The organism is Ruminococcus sp. AF20-12LB, assembly GCF_003478985.1.
Classification (GTDB): domain Bacteria; phylum Bacillota; class Clostridia; order Lachnospirales; family Lachnospiraceae; genus Blautia_A.
In genome coordinates, this window is the sequence record NZ_QUGH01000007.1 from 1 (window position 1) to 26,537 (window position 26,537).

Genomic DNA, 26,537 nt, shown 5'->3' on the forward strand with positions numbered 1-26,537 from the left:
AATCGGGTGAGGGCTTGACCAAGAAACGCAGGTTAAGAATTGATTCAAAGAGTTTGATTGACGATCAACAAGCATGTATGTAGTTTTGAGAGTACAATGTAAAAGAATTTGTGGCCAACAGCCACTTTTTCTTGTATATAGGGGATTGGTCAAATGGTATGATAGGGGTCTCCAAAACCTTTGGTGGGAGTTCGATTCTCTCATCCCCTGTTTTAAGAAACGTTGAAAGATCTTATAAATTAAGATTTTCAGCGTTTTTTTGTTGTAAATAACAAAAAAACAGGGGATTGCCACAGGCAATCCCCTGAAATATTTCATATGAAAAATTATAAACTTACTTCGCCTCAGCTTCAGCGCCTTCAGCATCCTCATCCTCTTCCGGAGCTGCTTCATACTCACCAATATGAACAACAACTGCATCCTCAGGTGTGATGAAATGGACGTGTTTGCCTTCCGGGATCGGGAGGTCTTTTACATGAATATCACGGACGTCTGCAGGATAGCCGTTGAAGTCGATGACGATGGTGTCAAGAAGGTTGGCCGGATCTGCTTTGTAGTGGATCTCTTCCATTTCCTGCTCAACGATACCCTGAACCATGTCGGTGTGCTCCAGTTTGACAGCTACAGTTGTGGAAACCTTCTCACCGGCTACCAGTGCCTGGAAATCCAGAGTCATCAACTGTTTTTCAATTGGATTATAGTCAACGTTTTTTACTAGGGCATCAACTTTCTCGCCTTCGATGTCCAGGTAAACCTGTGTACCTTCTTTATTTGCTTTAATGAATTTGGCTGCCTCGGCACCGTCAAACTGAAGTGCTACAGGCTCTTTCATTTCTTTTCCGCTAAGAATTCCTGTGACGTAACCCTCACGTCTTAATTTTTTAGCCTTTACATTCGGGTTTCTTTTCTCTGCTTTCAATGTGATCATGTCAAATTCCTCCTCCTGATGCATGGATTCCGGTAATGTTGCTGTTCGCGCTGTTCGCAGTAACACGAATTCTGCATTTCTTTTCTGACTGGGATTATTATAGCACTTCTCGGACGAGGTGGCTAACAAAAAGTTAGAAAATTTAAGAACAATATTTTGTATTGTTTAACTTATGTACAAAACTTCAAGGGTAAAATTAGACAAAAACAAAGCATATATTTGAGATTTTACAGAAAAAATTAAAACAACATAAAAAATTGCACAAATCAAGTGATCATAAAATCCTGAAAGTTGGCATTTATCTGGAAGAGAGGCAAGTATTAAATATGAATATTCTATTTTTATTTGATTCAGATATGCGAGGAGACGGGAAATATTCATATTGCTGACATATTGGAGAGAGCTGTTGTGATCAATGTAATAAAAATTGGAAGATATGATGCAGGACAGAGATGACGGCGAAAGAAGGTGGCAACATAACGCGATGGGTATTTTACTCTGGAGAAAGAATTTAACGGAATTGCATATAATTTCTGAAACAATTTAACATACAATTCACAAATCTTTATCTCAACCACGATATCTGAACAGCCGGAAAAGTTCTATACTACAAACCATGCGAGCGAGAGAAGAGAAAGGAGATAAGTAATGTCAGAAATTGCACTCAGAAATGTATGTAAGCAATTTGATTCAGAGCATTACGGTGTGAAGGATTTTAATCTTGATATACATGACAAAGAGTTTGTGATCTTTGTAGGTCCGTCCGGATGTGGAAAATCCACAACCTTGCGTATCATCGCAGGTCTGGAGGAGATTACAGACGGTGAGCTGTGGATCGACGGTGAGTTTTCCAATTATCTGGAACCAAAGGAGCGTGGAATGTCCATGGTTTTCCAGAACTATGCTTTATATCCCAATATGACAGTTTACGGAAATATGGCATATGCCCTGAAGATCCGTAAGCTTCCGAAGGATGAGATCGACAGAAAGGTCCACGAGGTGGCAAAGATCCTGGAGATCGAGCAGCTTCTTGACCGGAAGCCGGCAGCTCTTTCCGGCGGTCAGAAACAGCGAGTTGCCATCGGAAGTGCAATTATCCGGAAGCCGAAAGCCTTTCTCATGGATGAGCCCCTTTCCAACCTGGATGCAAAGCTTCGTGCCCAGATGCGTGTGGAGCTTGTAAAATTACATAAACAGCTGGATACCACTATTATTTATGTAACACATGACCAGACAGAGGCCATGACTCTTGGGACTAAGATCGTGGTCATGAAGGATGGTCTGATCCAGCAGGTGGGAGCGCCTCAGAGTATTTATGACAATCCGGTAAATCTTTTCGTGGCAGGCTTCCTTGGTTCTCCGTCCATGAACTTTTTCCGGTGTACGGTAAAAGCAGAAGAAAATAATCGCACGGCCCTTCTTCTGGATGATGCCAAAACTGTGAAAAAGGTTTATCTGGACGGAACCAGAGGAAAACAGATCGCAGACAGATATAACGGCAGACACGTGATCCTTGGAATCCGTCCGGAGGATATCTACGAGCTTGCTGAGGCGAAAAAGCTTGGTATTGAAAATGAAAGCGTAGATGTAGACGAGCCTGTAGTAAACCGGGAGATGCTGGGCGCGGAAGTGATCCTCTATTTTGATGAGCAGGGCAAAACTCTGGCAGTCCGCTTAAGTCCGGAAAATCAGACACAGGTAGGGGAGAAGGTTTCACTGTATTTTGATATGGAGAAGGCCCATGTGTTTGATCCGGAGACAGAAGAAAATATTTTTGTGTCATGAATTTATGTCACGGAAGAGCTTGAGTGCAGGCAGATCAGCCTGTAGATAGAATCTGATTATGCAAGGAGGAGAAAGAGTTATGGGAAATAACAGCAAAAGCAAGATCACACCGTACTTATATCTGGTGCCTTGTATGCTTATTTTTGGAATTTTTCTGTTTTATCCGTTTGTGAAAACAATTTATCTAAGTCTTTACAAGACCAACAAGATGGGACAGGCAAAGCTGTACGTTGGTCTGGGCAACTATAAAGAACTGCTTCAGTCAGCATCCTTTATCAACAGTCTGAAGGTGACGCTGATCTTTGTGCTGATCGTTGTGGTCGGCGGCATGCTTCTTGGTCTGATCGCAGCAGTGCTTTGTAACAAGGCGTTTCCGGGAATCCGGGTGTTCAGTACATCCTATGCTCTGCCAATGGCTATCGCATCCAGCTCTGCAGCAATGATCTTCCAGATCATGCTCCACCCGGCAGTAGGTATTGTGAATAAGCTTACCGGCCTGGATATCAACTGGCTGAACGATCCGAACACGGCTCTGATCTGCGTAGCCATTCTTACTGCGTGGCTGAACAGCGGGATCAATTTTCTGTATTTTTCCGCAGGACTCGGAAATATTGATGAGACCATTTATGAGAGAGCTTCTGTGGATGGAGCCAGCAGTGTGCAGCAGTTTTTCAGCCTGACGCTTCCGGGACTTTCCCCGATCATGTTTTACACACTGGTGGTAAATATCATACAGGCCTTTCAGTCCTTTGGACAGATCAAGATCCTGACAGAGGGTGGTCCTAATGAGTCTACCAATGTTATTGTTTATTCCATTTACAGGGATGCGTTTTTTAACTACCGCTTCGGAAGTGCGGCAGCCCAGTCTGTTATCCTGTTTGTGATCATCATGATCATCACACTGATCATGTTCCGTATTGAGAAGAAGGGAGTGAATTACTGATGAGCCAGATGGAAAATATGGCAGTCCCGGCAGTGGGAAACATGTCAAAAGAGGAGCTTCTGGAGCTGAAAAAAGCTATGAATGCAAAGGCTCTTGCAAAGAGAAGGACAAGAACAGCGCTCCGTGTTACGGCAAATGTGGTGTTTGCAGTTCTGATCCTGCTTCCATTGCTTTATGCCATCAGTATTGCACTGATGCCTTCCAGTGAACTGTTTACTACAGAGTTGAATCTCTTTCCCAAGAATCCGACCTTTTCCAACTTTATCAATGCATTCCGCACCGTTCCACTTCTCCGATTCATATTGAATTCCTTTATCATGGCGGGATGCATTACCATCGGACAGATCATTACCTGTTCTCTTGCTGCTTTTGCGTTTTCTTTCCTGGAATTCAAAGGAAAAGGTATTCTCTTCATGGTTGTGATGGCAACCATGATGGTTCCGGGAGAGGCAACGATCATTTCCAACTACCTGACGGTATCAAGCTGGGGAATGCTGGATACTTATCAGGTACTGATCGTGCCTTACCTTACATCCGCAATGGGAATTTTCCTGTTCCGTCAGTTTTACATGACTTTCCCGATCTCACTGTATGAATCGGCAAAGCTTGACGGCTGCAGCAATCTGAAATTTATCGTAAGGATCCTGCTTCCGCTGACAAAATCCGCTATCGGCGCTATGGCAGTGTATACCTTTATCAACGCATGGAATATGTACATGTGGCCGCTGCTTGTAACAGGCTCCAACAATATGCGAACCGTTCAGATTGGTATCAGTATGCTGGATAGTGTGGATTCACAGTCTATCACCCTGATGATCGCAGGCGTTGTTATGATCATCATTCCGTCCATTTCCATCTTTATCGTTGGACAGAAGCAGCTGATCAGAGGAATGTTCTCGGGTGCAGTCAAGGGCTGATATCGGAGCAGGCAGCAACCCTGCAGCATCCTGCTGTAAGGGGAAAATATTGCAAAAAGATACTGCAAAGTCGTAAGACGGGCAGTTCATCTTATATAAAAAAATGAAAAAAGAGAAAATTTTTCAAGAGGAGAAAAAAGTTATGAAGAAAAAAATCATCGCAGCTTTCCTTACCACAGCAATGACTATCGGTTCTCTTTCCGGAGTAACTGTATTCGCCGCAGATGCCGGCACAGATGAAAAAGTGGAAATGGCAGATGCTTCCGATGTAGACGGAACTACCATTACCTTCTGGCATTCCATGGGTGGTGTCAATGGTGAGGCGATCGATACACTGGTAAAAAAATTTAACGATGAGAATGAATACGGAATTACGGTAGATGCTCAGTATCAGGGTGAATATGATGATTCCCTGAACAAGCTGAAAAGTGCACAGATCGGAAACATGGGTGCGGATCTTGTACAGGTATATGAGATCGGAACAAGATTCATGATCGATTCCGGATGGATCGTGCCTATGCAGCAGATGATCGACGCAGACAGCTACGATGTATCTGAGATCGAGCCGAACCTGGCTGCATACTACACCATCGACAATGAGCTGTACTCCATGCCATTCAACTCTTCCACACCGATCATGTATTACAACAAGGATATGTTTGATAAAGCAGGCATCACAGAAATTCCGGACAGCCTGGAGGGCATCGGTGAGATCGGACAGGATCTTCTGGACAGAGGCGGCGCAGGCGAGGTAATGTCTCTTGGAATCTACGGATGGTTCTTCGAGCAGTTTATCGGAAAGCAGGGCCTTGAGTATGCAAACAACGGAAACGGACGTAAAGAGGCTGCTACAGCTGTTGCTTTTGATGAGAACAGTGCTGCAAAAAATATCCTTACAGCATGGAAGGATCTTAACGACAAGGGCTTCGCACCGGTCGTAGGAAAAGGCGGCGATGCAGGTCTGGCAGATTTTTCTGCAGGAAAATCTGCGATCACTCTTGGCTCCACAGCTTCCCTAAAACAGATCCTTCAGGATGTAAACGGAAAATTTGAGGTTGGTACTGCATACTTCCCGAAGATCAAATCCAGTGACGAGGGCGGTGTTTCCATCGGAGGTGCATCTCTTTGGGCACTGAACAACAATGATCCGAAAAAGCTTCGTGCAACATGGGAGTTCGTAAAATTCCTGATCTCTTCGGAGTCTCAGGCTTACTGGAACGCACAGACCGGATATTTCCCTGTAACTGTAAAGTCTCAGGAAGAGCAGGTATTTAAGGATAATGTTGCAAAATATCCGCAGTTCCAGACAGCGATCGACCAGCTCCATGATTCTTCCGCCGACTATGTAGGCGCTCTGTTAAGTGTATTCCCGGAGGCAAGAGCTACCGTGGAATCCGAGATTGAAAGTATGCTCAACGGAAAAGAGGATGTGGATACAGCTGTGAAAAACATGGCAGATTCCATCAACAAATCCATCGAAGAGTATAACCTGGTGAATGAATAATTCGAAAAGGCGTGGAAACTGAAAAAGAAAAATAAATATATACAGCCAAAAATCCCCGGGTAAACTCCAGGGGATTTTTGCTATAGTCACGGAAAAAAACATCCTGACAGGAAAATATCAGGAGAAAAATCAGAGGAATCTCTGGACGTAAGAGTATATATTGGCTATAATGATGAAGTTAATATCTACTCCTCAGGAAGGAAGAAAAATCTGTGAATAGAAGTAAAAGAGAAGATTATAAGAGATTTGTGGTATTTTGTCTGGCAAGTCTGATCGTGATCGCACAGGCAGCGATCTTTGCTTATGTATGGTATGATTTTTACAGTGACCTGATCCTGAAGCCATTCTGGAGAAAGGGTAACTGGGTAATGATCCTGATCTATGCGCTGATCTATCTGATGTTTGCCAAGCTTTACGGAGGTCTGAAGGTAGGCTATCTGAAGCGTATCGATGTATTTTATTCATTGACGCTGGCAACGATCTGTACCAATGTTGTGACGTATTTTCAGATCACACTGATCAACAGATGGTTTATGTCGGCCAGACCGGTGATCGAAATGACCGGAGTCCAGATTGTTGTGACGGTACTGTGGATCTGGGGCTCCAGGTATATTTACTCCAGACTGTACGGAGCCAGAAGGCTGCTGGTGATCTACGGAGACCGTGATCCCGGTGATGTGATCCACAAGATGAACACCCGAAAGGATAAATACGATATCAGCGGTAAGGTTCATATCCGTGAGGGCGAAGAGAAGATCCATGCCATGATGGAAGATTATGAAGGCGTGATCATCTGGGATCTTCCGTCCCAGATCCGAAACAAGTATCTGAAATATTGTTTTTCTCATTCCATCCGTTGCTATATGAGCCCGAAGATTTCCGATATCATCCTGCTTGGAACAGACAGGATCCATCTGTTTGATACGCCGCTTCTGATGTGCAGGAATCAGGGACTTTCCATGGAGCAGCGTGCAGCCAAGAGAGTTCTGGATATCATTGTTTCCGGACTTGGGATCATCGTATCCTCACCCATCATGCTGATCATTGCCATTGCGGTGAAGGCTTATGACGGCGGTCCGGTATTTTATCTCCAGGATCGTCTTACCTATCAGGGAAAGGAATTCCGCATCCGGAAATTCCGAAGCATGTGTGTGGATTCCGAGAAGAACGGGGCGCGTCTTGCGTCCAAGCACGATTCCCGTATCACACCGGTAGGACATGTCCTGCGTAATCTGCATCTGGATGAGCTTCCCCAGCTGTTTAACGTGTTTATGGGTGATATGTCTCTTGTAGGTCCACGTCCGGAACGAGATGTGATCATGCAGGAATATGAGCAGGAAATCCCGGAATTCCACTATCGTCTTAAGGTAAAAGCCGGACTGACCGGTTATGCTCAGGTATATGGCAAATATAACACCACACCGTATGATAAGCTGAAGCTGGATCTGTTTTATATTGAAAATTATTCATTCCTTCTGGATATCAAGCTTCTGTTTATGACTGTAAAGATCTTTTTCCAGAAAGAAGTTTCCGAGGGCGTGGATGATAATCAGAAGAACGCTCTTAAGGATTCCGAAGACAAAAAATAAGTAACGAAACGAAATGCGTGTCAGGCTGCGGCAGATCATCCTGACGCGCATTTTGTGGATAGAGAGGACGGAGGTTGTTTTTATGGAAAAGCCGTTGGTTTCCGTAGTGATGCCCGTATATAACGGGGAAAGATATATTGGAAAAGCGATCGAATCAGCACTGGGACAGGAGGTTCCGGTAGAAGTGCTGGTCATTGATGACTGTTCTGCAGATGGCACAGAGCTTGCTGTAATGAAATATATGGACAGCGGAAAGATCCGTTATATCCGAAATGAACAGAATATGGGTGCTGCCCGTTCCAGAAACCGGGGCGTAAAGGAAGCCAGGGGAAAATATATCGCATTTCTGGATGCGGATGACTGGTGGGGAAAGGGCAAGCTGAAAGCCCAGACAGAGGTTATGGAACAGACCGGCTGTGCGATCTGCTCCACCGGAAGAGAGCTGATGACGCCGGATGGGCGCACTACCGGCAAATATATTCCGGTAAAGGAACGGATCACATACAGGGAGCTTCTGAAGCATAACAGCATCAACTGTTCTTCCGTATTGCTGCGCAGAGAAGATGCACTTGCGTTTCCAATGGAGCATGATGACAGCCATGAAGATTACATTACCTGGCTCCGGATATTGGGAAAGGGAGGATTTGCAGCAGGGATCAACAGACCTTACCTGAAATACCGGCTCAGTGAAGGGGGAAAATCCAGAAATAAGCTGAAGTCTGCGGCAATGACTTATCAGGTGTATCGGTATGTAGGATATGGTCCGCTGAAGAGTCTGTTTTTCTTTGTTTCCTATGCGCTCCACGGGATATGGAAATACCGTTGAAAAATTCTGGAAAAGGTGAATAATTCTGACATATATTAATTTTTTATTTCCAAATTCATAAATATATGTTATTATTTATTCATACTTTTATCAAATATTACAAGGTGGAAACAAATGAAACAGAGAACGGATAACCAGGGAGTGCCGTATTCTTACCTGGTCGATAACATTAAAGTAGTACTGATCTTTCTTGTCGTATTTAATCATCTGATCGCATTTCAGCTGGTCAAGGTGGACATGGTGGTGCGTTATGTATGGTATGGGATCACCATTTTTCACATGCCTGCTTTTATTTTTATATCCGGATATCTTTCCAAGAAGCCACAGGATGTACTGAAGAATGTGAAGAATCTGCTGATCCCTTATATTCTTGGATACAGTCTGACCTGGTATGCGTATATCTGGACCGGCAGAAGCATGGATTATGAGCTGCTCCGTCCGTCCGGAACAGTTATGTGGTATGTGCTGGCACTGTTTATCTACAGGCTGACTATCGAAGCACTTGGCAAGATACGTTTTATCGTGCCTCTGAGCATTATTTTTGCATTGTGGGCAGGAACAAGACCGGAATTTACGACTTATCTTTCAAGCTCCAGGATTGTTGTATTTTTTCCGTTTTTTGTGGCAGGCTATCTGTGGAAGAGTGATTACACAGACGTGGTCCGTAAATTCAAGGGTAAATGGATCCTGCTCCTGGTTTCAGCCCTGCTTTTGTATGCAGTTCCGAATTTTATGATCGCCAATGAGATCCCGGTAGATATTTTCCGTGGGAATCATACGTATCAGTTATCGGGAATGGATGATATCACAGGAATGCTGATCCGCCTTCTGATGTATCTGGTATCTTTTGTGCTGGTGCTGACGTTTCTAGCATTGATCCCGGATGTGAAGCTGCCGGTTACCTTTGTTGGAAGAAATACCATGGGGATTTATTTTTTCCATTATCCGATCATGATCGTACTCAACGGCCTGTTTCTTCTCAGCATCCCGCAGATGCTGAATGTCTGGGTGCTTTTCGGAGTATCCTGGGTGCTTGTGCTGATCCTTGGAAGCAAGCCGGTATCTTTCCTCTACGGAGGGGTACTGAACCTGCTTACATTTATTCTGTTCAAACGTGAGAGACAGGTGCAGGATGAAGGACTTGAGGATGAATATGATGAAGATGACCGTTATGAGATCATACTGAAAAGAAAGAAAGCCATTGAGGAGCTTGCGGCAACTCTGGACGAGGAGGATGCACGTAAGGTGAAGGACGATGTGGCGGCTGTACTGGAACATGAGACAGAAGAGACGGAAGAAATCCGTGACGAGGATTTCTTTGTAGATGAGGATCTTGAGATGGAGGAAGGCATGGATGATGCCGGAGCTCCACAGGAATTTGAGCAGCTCCAGGACCTGGATGATATATTAGAGATCACAGAACCGCAGGGGGAAATGGAAGTGCTTTTGAAAAATAAAGAAGAGAAAGCGCAGGATTAAATTAATAATGAAAAAAGTCATTACTTACGGTACCTTTGATCTGTTCCACCAGGGACATTACAATATTCTGAAAAGAGCCAGGGAGCTGGGGGATTATCTTGTTGTGGGTGTCACCAGTGAAAGCTATGATATCGAACGCGGCAAGCTGAATGTACAGGACAGCCTTTTGAAGCGTATCGAAAATGTCCGCAAGACTGGTTTTGCGGATGAGATCATTGTAGAGGAATATCAGGGGCAGAAGCTAAATGACATTACAAAATACAATATCGACCTTCTGGTAGTCGGTTCGGACTGGCGTGGCAAATTTGATTATCTGAAGAATTACTGTGAGGTCGTTTATCTGGAACGTACCAAAAATATTTCCAGTACCAAGCTCAGAAGTGAGGGTATGATCTACAGCATGGGCATTGTTACGGATGATACAGAGGACAACGAAATGGTGATGGAGTCCAAGTATGTCAGCGGACTGCATGTAGAAAGTGTGTATTCCGAGGACGTTTTTGTTGCGAGAGAATTCTGTGACAGATACGAACTTGACTCTTATGGTACAGATTACGGGCAGTTTCTGGAAGGATTGGATATCATTTATATCCGATCCGGTCTGAAAAACAGGGCAGATTATATCCGAAAGGCACTGGAATGTGATAAATATGTGATCAGTGACACGCCTATGGCTCTGGAGCCGGAAGAGATAAGAGAGTTGTTTGCACTGGCAAAGGCACATCAGGTTGTTCTGGTAGAGAAGCTTACCATGGTCTATCTGCGCGCGTTTACGCAGCTTGTCTGGCTGACACATGGAGCGCTTGTGGGAGATGTGGTAGCTGTAAAATGCGCGATTTCTCAGGATGATTTTGAGGGCGGAAAGAATTTCAGTGAAACAGTCAGCCAGGCGCTGTGTGCATGCATCAAGCTTCTCGGTAAGGATTACCTGGAGGTGAAGAGCAATGCGGTGAAAAGCAGTGACGGCTGCTTTATTTATGATATGATCACGATGAAGTATCTCCGGGCACTGGCGACCATTGAGATCGGAACAACGGTGGATGTGGAAAACGAGCTTGCGATCATCGGAACCAGGGGGCGTATCACCGTACCCGGTGACTGGTGGAATACCGGATATTTTGAAGCCAAAATAGAAGGTCAGGAATTCCTGAAACGCTACAGCTTTAATTTTGAGGGAAATGGTCTTCGCTATCTGCTTCAGGAGCTGGTCATCATGATCCGTGACAGACGGACAGAATGTACGAGATTTTTTTATGAAGAATCAGAAACTCTGGCTGAGCTTTTGAAAATAATTAATCAAAGAGGTTGACAGATGACAGAAAAACAGAAGCTTCTTTTGCAGCTCTTCCGGGAGGTTGACGCGATCTGCAAAAAGCATAATCTTAGATATGTAATGGCCGGAGGTACTCTGATCGGTGTTCTTCGAAATGAAGGCTTTATCCCATGGGACGATGATGTGGACATTTACATGCCCAAAAGTGACTGGGATAAATTTGTAGAAATATGTCAGAACGAGATGCCGCCGAACCGGGCGGTTTATTGTGCAGAAGTGGACCGTAATTATACCAACGGTTTTCCGCGCTACGGAAGTACGGATACCTGTGCGATCCACAAGCATCAGATCATAGGAGACGACAAGGCTGGTGAGATCATTGACGTACTGACTCTGGATCCCATTCCGGATGATGACCGTGAGTATGAGAAATACCGGGACCATATGATGATCTATACGGAACTTCTGAATATCAGCATGGTCGTGGGAGTCAGATGGGAAATTTCTCCCTGGCGGTATCTGTACTGGCTTTTCCGCTATACCTTCTGCGGAAAGGACAGAACCTTAAAGAAATTGGAGAAGATCATGTTTTCTTATAAAGAAGAGGAGTGCAGCCGCTATGCCATGCGATGGGGAGGCTGCCCGTTTCTTTTTGACAAGGATATGATGTTCCCTGTAAAATATATGGACTTCGAGGGCGAAAAGGTTATGATCCCTCACAGGACCAGCGATTATCTGATCTGGCATTACGGGGACGAATGGTCCTATATACCGCCTCATGGGGAAAGAGAATCTCATGAGTCTGTTGATGTTCCGGGCGCCAGCTATCAGGAGGTGCGGGATGAATATATGCCAAGGATCGACAAAAAACGTATCCGCAGACAGATGCTTTTCCGCAAATTCTACTGCCTTCTTATGGCAAAGGGAGACCATAAACAGGATGACAGACGAAGAAGGATCAAAGCCGGTGTTGTAGCCCGGGATGTGTCTGCCCGACTGATGAGATCCGAAAAAACAGCGGAGACCCTGCTGAAAGAGAGAAGATATGATGTGCTTGGTGAGATCTTTGAGGAGTATTACCGTGTACAGCTCAGCATGGAGTTTATCGGACGTGAGGATTTTAAGGGGATCCGTCCGTTCTATCATCCGGTCCTGATCCCGCTGGAGGATGAGGCTTTTCAGGCGGCCATGCTGACACTGATTTATCAGGAGCGTGTTTCCAAGGCATACCGTATGTACGAGGTACGTAAGAAAATGGATCATCTTACTCCGGAAATGGAGCAGACAGTGGAGGATATCCGACGTTTCCGAAAAGCAGCCAGCCACTATGAATTTAAAGAAATGCAGGAAGCAGAGGCGATTGTGGATGATCTTCTCAGAAAATATCCGGATGCTCCGGGATTCCTGAAATTTAAATGCCGGTTTGTGATGGAGCGCCTGGAAGGACCGCAGAATGCTTCAGAAGCGGAGAAATTTCTGTCTTACTGCCTGAGAGTATTTCCCCAGGATGGATATTTTATGAAATATAAGGGGGATCTTCTCTGGAAAAAGGGCCTCCGGAACGAAGCAATGGCAGAGTATCTGAAAGCCAGAGAATGCACCAATAACGGCATTGTGCAGCTGGAACTGGATAAATTCCTGAAAAAACAGAAGTCCCAGGCGATCCGGGACTGTCGGGATCTGCTTGGAAGCCAGAGAAGATCAGAAGCACTCTCTCTGATGGAGTTCTGGAGCAGACTGATGCCGGAGGATGAGGAGATCAGAGGCGCTCTTTATCTTGCGAAGGTATATTCCGTCCGTACAAAAGGGGAGCTGGAAGAGCTGGTGAGAGAGCTTTGCAAAGAACTGGGGATCACCGGTAATTCTCCAAGGGAGGGAACCCTTGAGGAGCCAGTGTACAAAGAGGCACTTACCTGTGCATGGCAGAGATTCGGCTATCCCAAAGCACTGGCAGAGGGCCGTACCAGGATCCTGTGCAGTGAGGAAGAGGGCGAGATGGAATATCTGGCAGAGGAGATCCGCAGCTTTCTGGTTCATAAGGAATGGCAGGGAGAGGTATACAAGCTTCTGGGAGATATCCGGAAGAAACAGGGGCGTACCCGGGAAGCCTTCGAAAATTATTTCCTGGCATTGGATCATGAGCCGCATCCCTATATAAAAAATGAGCTTTCCAGGATCTTCCTGGAGGATCTTTACGATGGAAGCCGGCGTACCGGATTTTTCGCAAAGAAGGCAGACGTGACAGAATTTCTGAACAGCTGGCTGGATAAGTATAAAAGTCAGGAGGAGCTTCAGGAGCTTCTGAAGCGGATCCTGTAATGACAGATCAACAGAAACGAGGCAGAGTGTATTGAACAGAGAACAGCAGAAAGTACTGGAACTTCTAAAAGAAATAGATACCATATGCAGAAAAAATAAGATCACATATTATCTTTCTCCGTATCTTACCCTCTGTGCGGTAACGGAGCGCCCTTTTCCCATGAATCCGGCAAGCAATGATATTTATATGAAGACCGGTGATATGGCCCGGTTTAAAAATATCTTTGATGAAGAACCAGAGCTGCGCAGAACTCTGGAATCTATGGAGAATAACAGCCGTTTCCCCGGATTTTTTCTGCGTTATACAGATAAAGATACATTGTTTTATAAGCTGGACGAGTATGGAAAATACAAACATCCGGGACTGGGGATCAATATCCTTCCGCTGCAGTGTGAATATGGCCCAAAGGGAAAATATCTCTGGAACCGTATGCGCGAAGAGGGATGGAAAAGAATCTACGGAAAAAAAGGCGAGTGGCGGAACCGGCGTGAGCTGGGATGTATCTGGATGGTGCGAGTCCTTTCTCTTTGCGGACGAGGCTGGCTGGCAAAGAGCATATTCCGGGATCTGCTCCGGCAGCCGCAGGATGGCGCAAAAACCTATGTACTCCGATATTTTGACCAGAATCTTTATTTTCCTGCGCATATTTTTGAAAATCCCGGGGAGGCAATGCTTGGAGGAGAATCCTTTATGGTCCCGGGAAACACAGACAGCTATCTCACCCGGGCCTACGGCAAAAATTATCGAAATAAGTCAATGGAAAACTATGTTCCCGGCTCGCTGGTGGTGTGCAGCACACTGATCCCATGCGAGGAATTTCTGCAGCAGTCAAAGGAACTGAAGAAATTTGCTTCTGTCAGGAAGAAAAGGGAAAAGCGCAGGCAGTTTGGAATGAATTACCGGGAATATCTTGCACAGTGCTGGGATTATGCAAAATTCTGCGGGGAAAAATATACCTGTGCACTGGCTTATCGCAAAAAGCTCAGCTATATCCGGAATCTCTTCAAAAATGAAGATTATGTGGAACTGGAAAAAGCATTTGCAGGATATACCAGGATGAATGATCGCTGCCTGAAATATGAAGAAGCATTTGAAACAGATCCGGAGGTTTTTGACCTGTATCTTAAGTATCTGGAAAAAACAGGAAGGATCTCGTATATGGAGAAGGTAAAAAAATATGTCTAAGGTCAAGCTTACAGATTATGTTGTGGAATTTTTGCAGAAAAAAGGGATTCATGATTTTTTTGGATACCAGGGAACCATGATCGCACATCTGGTAGATTCCATTGAAAAGAATCCCCATGCAAGAAGTCATTCCAGCTATCATGAGCAGGGAGCTGCTTTTGCCGCCTGCGGTTATGCTCAGGCAAAGAATGCCTGCGGCTGTGCCTATGCCACCAGTGGTCCGGGAGCTGCCAATCTGCTTTCCGGTGTGGCAGATGCGTATTTCGATTCTCTTCCGGTGATCTTTATCACCGGACAGCTGAATACCTATGAATATTCCGGTATTACAGGCCTTCGTCAGCAGGGCTTTCAGGAGATCGATATGGTTTCCATGGCAAAGCCGGTAACCAAGTACGCGGTGCAGGTCCGTGATCCGAAAAATATCGTTCGTGAACTGAATCTTGCATGGCAGATCGCCAATACAGGACGGAAAGGGCCGGTTCTTATCGATCTTCCCATGAACGTGCAGAGAGGCGAGGTGGAAGATCCGGCTTATGATATGGAATTTTCCGAGGAAGAGATCGAGACAGCTGTATATGGAAAAAATGATCCGGAAAACGGGGCAGCCTTTTACAGGGATGCAGTTGCAAAGGCGGATTCTTCTGATGGAGCAGAGGCGGCAGAATATATTCTGGATAAGATCAGGACTGCAAAACGGCCGGTATTTATGATCGGTCACGGAGCTTCCGGAGAAGCAGAAAAAATGCTCACAGATCTGGCGCGTGCCCATCACATTCCGGTGATCACAAGCGTACTTGCCCGGTCCGCACTGAGCTTTGATGATCCTTTGAACTTCGGGTGCATCGGAGGTGCCTACGGACACCGGTATGCAAATATGATCGCCAATGCAAAAAGCGACCTTCTGCTCTGCTTTGGAATTTCCCTGTGTACCCGTCAGATTGGTACTAAGGTTCATGAGTTTGCGAAGAATGCCGAAATCATCCGTGTGGATATTGATCCTTATAATCTTCAAAGAGAGATCCATGAGGGAAGAGAAGGTGAGAAATGCTTTTGCGTCAGCGCAGAGACTGTGGTGCGTAAGCTGACAGAGCAGCAGGCACAGATCGGTTTCTATGAGGAATGGCTTGCTGTCTGCCAGAAGATCCGTAAGGAACTCTGGAAAGTGGACGATGAGACACCGCAGCGTTATCCGAACCGCATGATCGCATATTTGAGTGATCAGCTTTCCGATACCGGAGCGGTTGCTGTGGATGTGGGACAGCATATGGTATGGAGCTATCAGTCCTTCCACAATCAGCAGGGGCAGAAGACACTTTTTTCCGGCGGACATGGTGCTATGGGATATGCACTTCCGGCGGCTATCGGAGCTTATTATGCTACCGGCAAGCCGGTGGCATGTATCTGCGGAGACGGAGCCTTCCAGATGAATATCCAGGAGCTGCAGTGGGTGAAGCGTGAGAATATCCCGGTGAAGATGATCGTAATGAATAATGAGGCTCTGGGAATGATCCGTCATCTTCAGAGAGATTATTTTGACTGTGTATATGCGGATACCTCCGATGGCAGCGGATTCTCGTCCTGCGATTTTACAGATGTGGCGCAGGCTTACGGAATTCCTGCAAAGCGCATCCAGGGAGAAGACGTGGAAAAATATGCCGGTGGATTCCTGGAGCAGAACGGACCGGAGCTTCTGGAGATCATGCTGGAGCATGGAACCTACGCATACCCGAAGACCTGTCTGGGTGAGCCGATTCACAATCAGCAGCCTTATATACCGAAACCGATATTTGATGAACTGATGGAGCTGTAAAATGGGAAAAATAACTGTGATCACAGGCGGTACCTCCGGAATCGGAAGAGGAATCGCCGAAAAGATCCTGGCAGAGTCGGCAAAAACTGACAGGATCTTCGTAACATATGGACATGATGAGAAGAAGGCATTGTCGTTTCAGGAGAGCCTTCCTGAGGAAAAAAGATCTCAGGTGACTTTGATAAAGGCAGATATGTCTTCCTATGAAGAGATGATGGTTTTTGTGGAGGAGCTGAAAAAGCAGACAGACCATATTGACTGGCTTGTAAGCAATGCCGGCATCAGTACCTACGCAAAATATGAAGACTACAGCTTTGAGGAGTGGACACGGATCGTAAACACCAATCTTTCCGTACCTGTATTTATGGTCAAAGAGCTGAGATCCATGATGGTAGAGGGCGGCAGTGTGCTCTTTACCGGTTCCTATGCAGGACAGCAGGCGTATTCTTCCTCCCTTGTATATGGAGTCACCAAGGCAGCTATCCATTTCCTGACCAGATCCCTGGTAAAGGAATTTGAGCCAAAGGGCATCACGGTCAACGCTATTGCACCTGGCTTCATCGAAACTCCTTGGCACAGCGCCCGCACCCAGGAGAGCTACGACCGTATCAACCGGAAGATCGCACTCCACAGATTTGGAACTGTGGAGGAAGTGGCGGATATGGCGTATGCAGTGCTGTCCAACGGATATATGAACGGCAGTGTGGTGGATATCCACGGTGGTTATGACTACTTTTAATAGAAGTTGAAAGTGTGCAGGAAGACAGAAGAAGACATGTTGTGCCTGCACATAAGGGTCTTCTTATTACTTTCTGTACAGGGGCGACGTCCCGAAAACGAAATGCAGCGAAGCAGAATCGGGTTTGCGCACTTGAGACGTCCGTACGGAATCTGTGAAATTCTTTATATTTAAGCGAAAAAGGCTTGACTTGCACACCTGCTCTGTGATAAAATTGACGAGCGACATGGAAGTTAGGTCTTTTTTTTATGCCCGAAAATGACGACGGATATACGTTCCGGGCGGCATAGAAGACCATGCAAATGAAAACACTGGAGGTGGAAGTTGTGCGCGTTAAGATTACATTAGCATGCACCGAGTGCAAGCAGCGTAACTACAATATGACGAAGGAGAAAAAGAACCATCCTGAGAGAATGGAGACCAAGAAATATTGTAAGTTCTGTCATACACACACTCTGCACAAGGAAACAAAGTAATCACAGAGATTTGTGAGGTTATGCTATGGAAAAACAGAAATCTGAGGATAAGCCGCAGAAGAAAAGTTGGTTTCAGGGACTTCAGTCAGAATTTGAGAAGATTGTCTGGACAGACCGTCCCACACTGGCAAAGCAGACTGTTGTGGTCGTGATCATCACGATCATCCTGGCAGTGGTTATCAGTGTAATGGATTCCGGAATTCTGGAATGCATTAATTTCTTAATGAAGTAAGGACAAGGTGATTATATGTCAGAAGCAGCAAAATGGTACGTTGTCCATACCTATTCCGGGTATGAGAACAAGGTAAAAGCCAACATTGAAAAGACGATCGAGAACAGACACCTGGAAGACCAGATCCTGGAGGTACGTGTTCCGCTGCAGGATGTAGTGGAGATGAAGAACGGAACCTCAAGACAGGTTCAGAAAAAGATGTTTCCAGGCTATGTGCTTCTCAATATGGTGATGAATGACGATACCTGGTATGTTGTCCGTAATACCCGCGGTGTTACAGGATTCGTAGGACCGGGATCAAAGCCTGTGCCTCTTACAGAAGAGGAAATGATGCCGCTTGGTATCCAGAAACCGGATATCGAAGTGGACTTCGCAGAGGGCGACATGGTAGTCGTTACCGGTGGTGCATGGAAAGATACCGCAGGTGTGATCACAGGTATCAACATGCAGAAACAGACGGTAACGATCAATGTTGAGCTTTTCGGTCGTGAAACACCGGTAGAAATAAGTTTCACAGAAATCAAAAAAGCTGAGTAATTCAAAAACAAGGTAACAGCAAGTGGGAGGGACACACCCCCGCCAATACCACATAGGAGGTGCCGAAAATGGCAAAGAAAGTAACAGGATATATCAAATTACAGATTCCGGCTGGTAAAGCAACTCCAGCACCACCTGTAGGTCCGGCTCTTGGACAGCATGGTGTAAACATCGTACAGTTTACTAAGGAGTTCAACGCAAGAACAGCTGATCAGGGAGATCTTATCATCCCGGTTGTCATCACTGTTTACGCTGACAGAAGTTTCAGCTTCATAACCAAGACTCCGCCGGCAGCAGTTCTTCTTAAGAAAGCTGCAAACATCAAATCTGGTTCCGGTACACCGAACAAGACCAAAGTAGCTAAAGTTACTAAGGCACAGGTTCAGGAGATCGCTGAGCTGAAGATGAAAGACCTCAACGCAGCATCCATCGAGGCTGCTATGAGCATGATCGCCGGTACAGCAAGAAGTATGGGAATCGAAGTCGTAGACTAATAAATACCGAAGCTTAAGTTCGGGGTTCCCGTAGAAAAAGTGAAATTTTCAAGTGGGAGGGCTTTTCCCCGCAAATACCACAGGAGGTTATAGAAATGAAACGAGGAAAGAAATATGTGGAAGCTGCGAAAGCAGTAGACCGCGCAACATTATATGATGCACCAGAGGCTATCAGCCTTGTTAAAAAAGCAGCTGTAGCTAAGTTCGACGAGACCATCGAAGTTCACATCCGTACAGGCTGCGATGGACGTCACGCAGATCAGCAGATCCGTGGAGCAGTTGTTCTGCCACACGGAACAGGTAAAAAAGTTCGTGTACTTGTATTTGCTAAAGATGCTAAGGCAGAAGAGGCAAAGGCAGCAGGAGCAGACTTCGTAGGAGCTGAGGACCTCATTCCGAAGATCCAGAACGAGGGATGGCTTGACTTTGACGTTGTAGTTGCAACACCGGATATGATGGGCGTTGTAGGCCGTCTTGGTCGTGTACTTGGACCGAAAGGTTTAATGCCAAACCCGAAAGCTGGTACTGTAACAATGGACGTAACAAAAGCTGTTAACGACATTAAAGCAGGTAAGATCGAGTATCGTCTTGACAAATCCAACATCATCCATGTTCCGATCGGAAAGGCTTCCTTTACCGAGGAGCAGTTAAGCGACAACTTCCAGACGCTTATGGGAGCTATCACAAAGGCTAGACCTAGCACACTGAAAGGTCAGTATCTGAAGAGCGTTACAATCGCTCCGACAATGGGACCTGGTGTTAAGCTTAACCCGATTAAATTAGCTCAGTAATAAATTTTAAATACCCTGTACAGAGGAAACTTTGTATAGGGTATTTTTTTATACATTTATACACCTTGATTTTTGGGGGCAAAAATCCTACAATAAGGCACAAACAGAGTTGTAACAGACCGAAAGCTCATCAGAGTTTTTTCATATAGATTTTACAGAAGAAAATAATAATCATGTTAATATAAAAAAGATAGGGAAAACGTTTCTGTAAGTAAAACTTACAGATGAATTTGTCGGAACAGGGAGTATAAATTGAGATCAAAAAAGCGTAAAGCGAAGAAAATAAAAAAACAGGTAAACAAAATAAAAATGATACTCTGCCTGGTGGTAGAGGCTATCGTGATCCTGACACTTATAGTGATCATCGGCTGGAATAAAGGGGTAGGTGACTGGATGGAGTCTCTGCAGAGACCGGTTGTCCGTAAGCTTGAGATGAGCGGTATCAACAGTCCCTACGCAGTGCTGATGCAGGTAAAAGGCGGAAAGATCATCGGAAATATGAAGGGCGATGAGAAGATCTATCCGGCTTCCATGACGAAGATCATGACGGTGATCGTGGCTATTGAGAACCTGGATGATCTGGATCAGGAGATCACTCTGACCCAGGAAATGTTCCAGGGGCTTTATGAGCAGGATGCCACCCAGGCAGGCTTTCAGCCCGGTGAGACCGTGCGGGCCATCGACCTTCTTTATGGTGCCATGCTGCCATCCGGTGCGGAGTGTTGTATCGCACTGGCGGATACCGTAGGCGGTTCCAGGGATGGATTTGTGGAGCTGATGAATAAGAAGGCACAGAGGATTGGAATGAATGGTACACATTTCTGTGATACGACAGGGCTTCATGATCCGGATCATTACAGTACAGTGAGAGATATTGCGGTGCTGCTCAGGTATGCGCTTCGGAACGATACGTTCAGAGAAATAATTGAGAGTCCGCGGCATTCCACAGGAGTGACGAATATCCATCCCAGCGGGATCACATATTACAGTACCATGTTCAAAAATCTTTCTGACCCTTCCGTTACCGGCGGCAAGATCCTGGGCGGCAAGACAGGATATACCAGCGAGGCGGGTCTGTGTCTTGCAAGCTTTGCAGAGGTCTACGACAGGGAATACATACTGGTAACGGCAGGCGCATCGGGAAATACCGGAAGCCCACTCCATGTGGAGGATGCGGTGACGATCTATAACCGCCTTGGAAAGGCCATTGAGGCACAGATGACAGGCAGTGATGGATCGGAGTCTTGAAAAGATAAAGGGTAAATTTTGTGTATCGCGAAGCGTGTTACGGAGAACGGAGTGAACAGTAATATTTTTGGATAAATAAACACTGGCACAGAGGTGTATGCTGCTGTATTGGCAGCATAACGCTTCTGTGCCGTTTTTTGATTCTTCAAAATGAAATCGTATAGCGGGAACCTGCAATGTATTCACGGCTGATGTAAAGCGGTTTTCCATCAGGAGCTTCCATATAGGAATCCAGGATCAGCACGGGATCGCCGGAAGACAGACGCAAAGTTTTTGCCATATCCGGGGAGGCTGCAGTAACAGAAATGGTGCTGCGGCTGGATTCTGCGATCGTACAGCGGTAGGTGTTTTTGATATATTCAAAAAAAGAACCGTTTTCTACAGCGTTCGGATCAAAATCCGGGAAAAGCCGTGTGGGGAGCCAGGTGTGAACATCAATAACCGGAATACTGTCAGCCAGAAGAAGACGTTCCAGGAAAAAAACTTCCTCATCCGAAGTAAGCTGCAGAAAATCAGAGGTTACGCTGTTCGCAGTTTTTTTGCAGAAGGACAGTACGTGAGATTCCGGAATCCGGTCATTCTGACGGCAGGATTCGGAAAAACTCATATTTTTCTGGGATTCAAATTTCCGGAAGATCATGGGGGATTTTACAAAGGTTCCTTTTCCCTGATGCTTGATAAGATAGCCCTGTGTGCAAAGCTCCTCCACGGTACGTCGGACAGTGATCCGGCTGACATGGTAAAGATCGGCAAGCTCCGGCTCAGGAGGGATTTTTTCTCCGGGCTTATAAGTACCGTTTTTGATCTGCTGGGTGATGATATTCATAAGCTGCTTGTAAAGCGGCTGGATTGAATTTTTATTTAACATGAAAATATCCTTTCTGAGGTTGTTCATAAAAGATATTTTACTATAGTGCGGATGTATTTGTCCAGTAAGGGACAAACCTCTGCAGTGCGTCAGAAGGTATATTGGATGAATAATTAATCATAAATCATGAATATACTCTTTACTATAACGTTATAATATGTTATATTCTTCAAAAAGGTAAAATACAAAAGTACAAGAAGGAGAAATTCATCTGAAAATCTGAAAAAAACCTGTATTTTCAATGGATTCAGAGGATTCTCAGACGAATTTCCACGAAAACCGGAGGATGAAAATGGACGCAGTAAAAATCGTAAATAAGATCAACAAAGAGCATGGAACAATCAAAAATGTGTATTTTCTTGCATGCGGAGGATCTCTTGTGGATCTGTATCCGGGATATTATTTTGTCCGTGCGGAATCCGCAGTGATGGATGCACAGTGGATCCCTGCAAGAGAGTTTGCACTGACACCGCCGAAGAAGCTGGGAAAAGACAGTCTTCTGATCATCTGCTCCCACAGTGGCAAGACAAAGGAGTGTCTGGAGGCAGCAAAAACAGGAATGGATGCAGGTGCAGCTGTTGTTACAATGACACATGCGCCAGGTTCCCCATGTGATACCGATAAATGGATCTCCGTTGTATACGACTGGGCACCGGGGGTAAAGGAAGCAGAGAAGCCTCAGGGAATCGTACTTCGTATTCTTAATGAGCTGATGAAGGTACAGGAGCCGGGATATAAGCTTTACGATAAGATCGTGGAAGGCTTTGAAAAGATCGATAATGTTATTGCAGCTGCAGTGAAGGATCAGCAGAATGCAGCATGGCTTTTTGCAGAAAAATATTCAGAGGAACCGAACCTCTATATCATGGCATCGGGAGCCTCCTATTCTCAGGCATATGGCTTTGCGATCTGCTCACTTCAGGAAATGCAGTGGATGGACTGCGGTTATCTGAACAGTGCGGAATATTTCCATGGACCGTTTGAGGTAACGGATGAGGATCATCTTTATATCCTTATGATGAGCCGGGGCAGAAACCGTATGATGGATGCGCGTGTGCTGACTTTCCTTGAAAAATACGGAAAGAAATACGAAGTGATCGATGCGGATAAGCTTGGTATGGAAGCAATTGATGACAGCTGTGTGGAATATTTTACTCCGATGCTGTTCTACACCATGACGACCGTTTACCGTACCGCTCTCCAGGATAAACGCCGTCATCCGCTGGATATGAGAAGATATATGGGCGTTGTAGAGTACTAAAGGTGCTGCTGTGCCTGTGCACAGAGAAAGGGAAAATATGAGTAAATACAGTACAAAGCTTCTTGGCTTCGGAGACAATGTAGTGGATATCTATGATCATCTGAAAACCATGTATCCAGGCGGAAACTGCGTAAACGTCAGTGTTTACGGAAAGATGGCCGGATGTGAAAAAACAGCGTATATGGGATATTTCGGAGATGACGACAGAGCAGAGCTGATCATGGATACACTGGAAAAAATCGGCGTGGAAACCGTAAAGTGCAGACAGCTGCATGGCGAGAACGGTTATTCCAGGATCACATTAAAAGACGGAGACCGTGAGTTCCTGGATTTTAATGATGGTGGTATCCGTGGAAAAACACCGTATATCCTTGATCGTTTTGATCTGGAATATATGAAAGGCTTTGATGTGGTACATAGCGGAAATTACTCTTTTACGGAGGAAGAGCTGCATAAGATCAAAGAGGCGGGAATTCCGGTTTCTTTTGACTTTTCTGATGATTCCACAGAGGAATATTATGAAAAAACAGCACCGGAGGTTACTTACGCATTTTGCTCCTTTGACGGAACCGACCAGGAGGCAGAAGAGCATCTGAAAAAGATCATCTCCATGGGGCCGAAGCTTGCCATGGCCTCCAGAGGAGCCAGGGGCTGCATTCTTTATGACGGAAGGAATTTTTACCGACAGCCGGCAGCGCCGCTTACGGAAGTAAAAGATACTCTTGGCGCCGGGGATTCACTGATCGCATCTTTCCTTACCGGGTATATCGGAAGAATGAAAAACGGCATGGCGGAGGAAACCGCGATCTGTGAAAGTCTTGAAGAGGCAGCTGCTTTTGCAGCGGGCATTTGTGGCATGGAAGGTGCTTTTGGCTACGGAAAAAAATATGAATAGCAGGAGGGGAAAATAATGGGACGCAATGGAAAAAGCAGAGCTCTTATCTGTTTTGTACTGTGTATGATCATGGCTCTGCCGATATATTTCAGCAGTGCAGTGGCAGTAAAAGCGGCAGAACAGCAGACCATCATCATAGGAACGAACGCAGAGTATTCACCATTTGAATACCTGGATGATAATGGAAATATTACAGGTTTTGATTACGATCTTCTGGAGGCGATCGCCAAGGAAGAAAACGTAAAGCTGGTATGGAAGGATATGCCCTTTGATTCCCTGATGGGTTCCATGGAGGCTGGTGATGTACAGGTGATCGCAGCCGGGATCGGACCTACGGAGGACCGTAAAAAAAGCGTTGATTTTTCCGATGTTTATTACACCGGTACACAGTGCATCATCAGCCGCAAGGATAATCCGATCAAGGATTTTGAGGAGATGTCCGGAAAAACCGTTGCAGTTCTGGAGGGTGCACAGAGTGATATGATCGCATCCGGCGAGACTACTGATTACGGTGAAGTTAAGGATGCCAAAGTAAAAAGATTTAAAAACGCTTCCAGTGCAGTCATGGAGCTGAAAAACGGTGGAGCAGATGCAGTTCTGATCGACAATATCATGGCTGAGATCTACTGCAAACAGAACTCAGACCTGCAGTATGAGTCCGTGCCAAGTACAGCAGAGGATACGGTTTTCTGCATTGAAAAAGGAAACACAGAGCTTGTCCAGATCATCAATGACGGGCTTGCAAAAGTAAAAAAATCCGGGGAATATGATGATCTTTATCAGAAGTATTTTGTGGACACACTTGAAAACAGCGAGGATGTGACAGATGTAGCAGCAACCGATGGTTTTCTGGGACTTTTAAGCTTTATTTTCCTTCAAGATAATCGTTGGAAGTTTTATATTAATGGTCTTGGGATTACACTGATCGTTTCCCTTTTGTCAGTGATCGTAGGTATCCTGATCGGTCTTGTAGTGGCATTGGTACGTCTTGGAGCTGCGAAAAAAGGCAGAAGAACCATTCTTTCCACGATCGCGGATATTTATGTTGATGTGATTCGTGGAACACCGTCAGTCCTTCAGCTGATGATCATCTATTTTGCAGTGTTCCACAGCAGGCTGGGATATGTGGCAGCAGTGGTCAGCTTCGGTATCAACAGCGGTGCATATGTTTCCGAGGTTATCCGCGGAGGTATTTTATCTGTAGACAAGGGCCAGAGCGAGGCTGGTCGTTCTCTGGGTCTTGGGTATAAAGATACCATGCGTTTCATTATCATTCCGCAGGCTGTAAAAACCATCCTTCCGGCAATGGGTAATGAGTTTATCCAGCTGATCAAAGAAACATCTATTTTAGGTTATGTAGGTATCATGGATCTGACAAAAGCGGCAAGCTATGTTTCTTCCCGTACTTATCAGATGTTCATACCGCTGATCGTTGCAGGTATCATGTACTATCTGATCGTGAAGTGCCTGAGCCTTCTGCTGAAGAGATTTGAAAGGAGACTGAGAGAAAGTGATTGATGTTAAAAATCTGAAAAAGTCCTTCGGGGACGTACACGTATTAAAGGGAATCACAACTCACGTAAACAAGGGTGAGTGTATCTGCATCATCGGTCCGTCCGGCTCCGGAAAATCTACATTTCTGCGATGTCTGAACCTTCTGGAAAAACCGGAGGAAGGTGAGATCACCGTAAACGGACAGCAGCTTCTGGATCCGAAGCTGGATGTAGATAAATTCAGGGAAAATGTGGGAATGGTTTTTCAGCATTTTAATCTGTTTCCAAATATGACAGTATTGAAAAATATCACCCTTGCGCCGGTGCGCCTTGGCAAATGGAATGCAGCGGAAGCTGATCAGAAGGCGAGGGTTCTTTTGAAAAGAGTCGGCCTTGAAGAAAAAGCCGATGTCTATCCCGGAAAGCTTTCAGGCGGACAGAAGCAGAGGGTTGCCATTGCCAGAGCCCTTGCAATGAATCCCCAGGTGCTTCTGTTCGACGAGCCGACATCAGCTCTTGATCCGGAGATGGTCGGAGAGGTTCTTGAGGTTATGAAGGAGCTTGCAAAAGAAGGCATGACCATGCTGGTGGTTACCCATGAGATGGGCTTTGCAAGGGAGGTCAGCGACAGAGTGCTCTTTATGGATGATGGGGTGATTCTTGAGGATAGAAATCCGAAAGAACTGTTTGGGGATCCTCGAGAGGAAAGGACGAAGGAGTTTCTTTCCAAAGTATTGTAGGGTTTTTCGTGGAAAAGTTTTGCTTTGAAAAAGCGGGGAAATTCGTGGGGAGGGGAGGCACTCGGAGTTGCGAAGCCCGTTTCCCCTCCCCACACCCCACCCCTCCGGGCACGCCGCTGTGCTACGCCTTGGAGTGTGTTAATTTATCGGCTTAGTCCTGTATGCTGCTGTATTGGCAGTGTCAGGCTGAGCCGATTTTTGTTT

Annotated in this window: 24 protein-coding genes and 1 tRNA gene; 23 read left to right on the forward strand and 2 right to left on the reverse strand. The window is 45.6% G+C overall.

Annotation, left to right across the window (positions count from 1 at the left end; translation table 11 throughout):
* Nucleotides 1–139: 139 nt before the first annotated feature.
* Nucleotides 140–210: transfer RNA gene (locus DWX61_RS10060), tRNA-Trp, on the forward strand.
* Between the two features lie 124 nt (nucleotides 211–334).
* Here DWX61_RS10060 and DWX61_RS10065 read toward each other — a convergent pair.
* The gene (locus tag DWX61_RS10065) at nucleotides 335–928 is read right to left on the reverse strand and encodes a 50S ribosomal protein L25 (protein ID WP_118625104.1); all 594 of its coding nucleotides are present in this window, start codon (nucleotides 926–928) and stop codon (nucleotides 335–337) included.
* 648 nt (nucleotides 929–1,576) lie between these two features.
* On the opposite strand from DWX61_RS10065, the gene DWX61_RS10070 reads away from it, so the two are divergent.
* The 18 genes from DWX61_RS10070 to DWX61_RS10155 all read left to right on the forward strand — a co-directional run bounded on the left by DWX61_RS10070 (nucleotide 1,577) and on the right by DWX61_RS10155 (nucleotide 21,076).
* The gene (locus tag DWX61_RS10070) at nucleotides 1,577–2,713 is read left to right on the forward strand and encodes an ABC transporter ATP-binding protein (RefSeq protein ID WP_118625106.1); all 1,137 of its coding nucleotides are present in this window, start codon (nucleotides 1,577–1,579) and stop codon (nucleotides 2,711–2,713) included.
* A gap of 79 nt (nucleotides 2,714–2,792) precedes the next feature.
* On the forward strand, nucleotides 2,793–3,656 hold the full coding sequence (locus DWX61_RS10075) for a carbohydrate ABC transporter permease (protein ID WP_118625108.1): 864 nt from the start codon (nucleotides 2,793–2,795) through the stop codon (nucleotides 3,654–3,656).
* Between the two features lie 77 nt (nucleotides 3,657–3,733).
* Nucleotides 3,734–4,573, forward strand: a complete 840-nt coding sequence (locus tag DWX61_RS10080) for a carbohydrate ABC transporter permease (RefSeq protein ID WP_502685123.1) — start codon at nucleotides 3,734–3,736, stop codon at nucleotides 4,571–4,573.
* Nucleotides 4,574–4,715: 142 nt separating this feature from the next.
* The gene (locus DWX61_RS10085) at nucleotides 4,716–6,077 is read left to right on the forward strand and encodes an ABC transporter substrate-binding protein (protein ID WP_118625110.1); all 1,362 of its coding nucleotides are present in this window, start codon (nucleotides 4,716–4,718) and stop codon (nucleotides 6,075–6,077) included.
* Between the two features lie 212 nt (nucleotides 6,078–6,289).
* Nucleotides 6,290–7,666 (forward strand): sugar transferase, encoded by a 1,377-nt coding sequence (locus DWX61_RS10090; protein WP_118609214.1) that lies wholly within the window; start codon nucleotides 6,290–6,292, stop codon nucleotides 7,664–7,666.
* An 82-nt stretch (nucleotides 7,667–7,748) separates the two neighbouring features.
* Nucleotides 7,749–8,492: a glycosyltransferase family 2 protein gene (locus DWX61_RS10095; RefSeq protein ID WP_118625112.1), complete on the forward strand. Its 744-nt coding sequence runs from the start codon at nucleotides 7,749–7,751 to the stop codon at nucleotides 8,490–8,492.
* Nucleotides 8,493–8,606: 114 nt separating this feature from the next.
* Nucleotides 8,607–9,971, forward strand: coding sequence for an acyltransferase family protein (locus DWX61_RS10100; protein WP_118625114.1), 1,365 nt, complete (start codon nucleotides 8,607–8,609; stop codon nucleotides 9,969–9,971).
* A gap of 7 nt (nucleotides 9,972–9,978) precedes the next feature.
* Complete coding sequence (locus tag DWX61_RS10105; RefSeq protein WP_015525326.1) at nucleotides 9,979–11,280, forward strand: adenylyltransferase/cytidyltransferase family protein; 1,302 nt, start codon at nucleotides 9,979–9,981, stop codon at nucleotides 11,278–11,280.
* Nucleotides 11,281–11,283: 3 nt separating this feature from the next.
* Nucleotides 11,284–13,563, forward strand: coding sequence for a LicD family protein (locus DWX61_RS10110; protein ID WP_118625116.1), 2,280 nt, complete (start codon nucleotides 11,284–11,286; stop codon nucleotides 13,561–13,563).
* A 31-nt stretch (nucleotides 13,564–13,594) separates the two neighbouring features.
* Nucleotides 13,595–14,749, forward strand: a complete 1,155-nt coding sequence (locus tag DWX61_RS10115) for a LicD family protein (RefSeq protein WP_114001936.1) — start codon at nucleotides 13,595–13,597, stop codon at nucleotides 14,747–14,749.
* On the forward strand, nucleotides 14,742–16,559 hold the full coding sequence (locus DWX61_RS10120; RefSeq protein ID WP_118625118.1) for a thiamine pyrophosphate-binding protein: 1,818 nt from the start codon (nucleotides 14,742–14,744) through the stop codon (nucleotides 16,557–16,559). Before DWX61_RS10115 ends, DWX61_RS10120 begins: the two co-directional genes overlap by 8 nt.
* A gap of 1 nt (nucleotide 16,560) precedes the next feature.
* Nucleotides 16,561–17,298 carry an SDR family NAD(P)-dependent oxidoreductase gene (locus DWX61_RS10125; protein ID WP_015525329.1) on the forward strand — a complete coding sequence of 246 codons (738 nt, stop codon included), beginning with the start codon at nucleotides 16,561–16,563 and terminating at the stop codon, nucleotides 17,296–17,298.
* Nucleotides 17,299–17,624: 326 nt separating this feature from the next.
* Nucleotides 17,625–17,774 carry a 50S ribosomal protein L33 gene (rpmG, locus tag DWX61_RS10130; protein ID WP_044961412.1) on the forward strand — a complete coding sequence of 50 codons (150 nt, stop codon included), beginning with the start codon at nucleotides 17,625–17,627 and terminating at the stop codon, nucleotides 17,772–17,774.
* Between the two features lie 25 nt (nucleotides 17,775–17,799).
* Entirely contained in the window at nucleotides 17,800–18,006 is a 207-nt protein-coding gene (gene secE, locus DWX61_RS10135; protein WP_021651261.1) for a preprotein translocase subunit SecE, read from the forward strand.
* A 15-nt stretch (nucleotides 18,007–18,021) separates the two neighbouring features.
* Nucleotides 18,022–18,543 carry a transcription termination/antitermination protein NusG gene (gene nusG / locus DWX61_RS10140; RefSeq protein ID WP_015525332.1) on the forward strand — a complete coding sequence of 174 codons (522 nt, stop codon included), beginning with the start codon at nucleotides 18,022–18,024 and terminating at the stop codon, nucleotides 18,541–18,543.
* 68 nt (nucleotides 18,544–18,611) lie between these two features.
* Nucleotides 18,612–19,037: a 50S ribosomal protein L11 gene (rplK, locus tag DWX61_RS10145; RefSeq protein ID WP_015525333.1), complete on the forward strand. Its 426-nt coding sequence runs from the start codon at nucleotides 18,612–18,614 to the stop codon at nucleotides 19,035–19,037.
* Nucleotides 19,038–19,132: 95 nt separating this feature from the next.
* The gene (rplA, locus tag DWX61_RS10150) at nucleotides 19,133–19,828 is read left to right on the forward strand and encodes a 50S ribosomal protein L1 (RefSeq protein ID WP_015525334.1); all 696 of its coding nucleotides are present in this window, start codon (nucleotides 19,133–19,135) and stop codon (nucleotides 19,826–19,828) included.
* A 309-nt stretch (nucleotides 19,829–20,137) separates the two neighbouring features.
* Nucleotides 20,138–21,076, forward strand: coding sequence for a D-alanyl-D-alanine carboxypeptidase family protein (locus DWX61_RS10155; protein ID WP_118625300.1), 939 nt, complete (start codon nucleotides 20,138–20,140; stop codon nucleotides 21,074–21,076).
* Nucleotides 21,077–21,221: 145 nt separating this feature from the next.
* Here the strand turns inward: DWX61_RS10155 and DWX61_RS10160 are convergent, their stop codons facing one another.
* The gene (locus DWX61_RS10160; protein ID WP_178687675.1) at nucleotides 21,222–21,944 is read right to left on the reverse strand and encodes a GntR family transcriptional regulator; all 723 of its coding nucleotides are present in this window, start codon (nucleotides 21,942–21,944) and stop codon (nucleotides 21,222–21,224) included.
* Nucleotides 21,945–22,236: 292 nt separating this feature from the next.
* Here DWX61_RS10160 and DWX61_RS10165 point away from each other — a divergent pair, with 292 nt between their 5' ends.
* The 4 genes from DWX61_RS10165 to DWX61_RS10180 are packed head-to-tail and all read left to right on the forward strand — an operon-like array spanning nucleotide 22,237 to nucleotide 26,333.
* On the forward strand, nucleotides 22,237–23,205 hold the full coding sequence (locus DWX61_RS10165) for a phosphoheptose isomerase family protein (RefSeq protein WP_118625122.1): 969 nt from the start codon (nucleotides 22,237–22,239) through the stop codon (nucleotides 23,203–23,205).
* A gap of 37 nt (nucleotides 23,206–23,242) precedes the next feature.
* Nucleotides 23,243–24,100, forward strand: a complete 858-nt coding sequence (locus DWX61_RS10170) for a PfkB family carbohydrate kinase (protein ID WP_114001933.1) — start codon at nucleotides 23,243–23,245, stop codon at nucleotides 24,098–24,100.
* Between the two features lie 15 nt (nucleotides 24,101–24,115).
* Complete coding sequence (locus DWX61_RS10175; protein ID WP_118609220.1) at nucleotides 24,116–25,618, forward strand: ABC transporter permease subunit; 1,503 nt, start codon at nucleotides 24,116–24,118, stop codon at nucleotides 25,616–25,618.
* Nucleotides 25,611–26,333: an amino acid ABC transporter ATP-binding protein gene (locus DWX61_RS10180; RefSeq protein WP_118625124.1), complete on the forward strand. Its 723-nt coding sequence runs from the start codon at nucleotides 25,611–25,613 to the stop codon at nucleotides 26,331–26,333. Before DWX61_RS10175 ends, DWX61_RS10180 begins: the two co-directional genes overlap by 8 nt.
* Nucleotides 26,334–26,537 lie beyond the last annotated feature (204 nt).